This window comes from Nocardioides sp. R-C-SC26 (assembly GCF_021246465.1).
In the GTDB taxonomy this organism is placed as follows: Bacteria; Actinomycetota; Actinomycetes; order Propionibacteriales; family Nocardioidaceae; genus Nocardioides.
This window is the reverse complement of the sequence record NZ_JAHRHK010000040.1, coordinates 1-411: the sequence shown is the minus strand read 5'-3', so window position 1 is coordinate 411 and position 411 is coordinate 1. Positions and strand designations below refer to the sequence as shown.

Here is a 411-nt window from a genome sequence, read left to right as displayed (position 1 = left end):
CTGCTCCCGCCACGCCGACCTGGCGGCGAGCCAGGCCGCGCTGCACGCCGTCGGGGTGCCCGCGGTGACCGCCGGCGGTGGCAGCGCCTTCGCCACCCCCGCGGCCGACGACTGGCTGCGGCTCCTGGAGGGACTCGAGCAGCCCCATCGCAGCCCACGGGTGCGGGCGGCCGCGCTGACGCCCTTCCTCGGGTTCACCGCCCTCGAGTTGGATCAAGGCGGTGACCGACTCACCGACGAGGTCGCCGACAGGCTGCGCGCGTGGGCCGAGCTGCTCACGCGTCGCGGCGTCGGAGCGGTGCTGGAGTCCGCCAGCGCTGGGGGGCTCCCCGCGCGCCTGCTGCGGCACCTCGGCGGCGAGCGGCGCCTCACCGATCTCCGGCACATCGGCGAGGCGCTGCACGACGTCGG

1 pseudogene is annotated in these 411 nt (G+C 77.1%); it reads left to right on the top strand.

Annotated elements, in window-relative coordinates:
* Nucleotides 1-411: pseudogene (locus KSO97_RS17345) on the top strand (exodeoxyribonuclease V subunit beta); the annotation flags it as partial.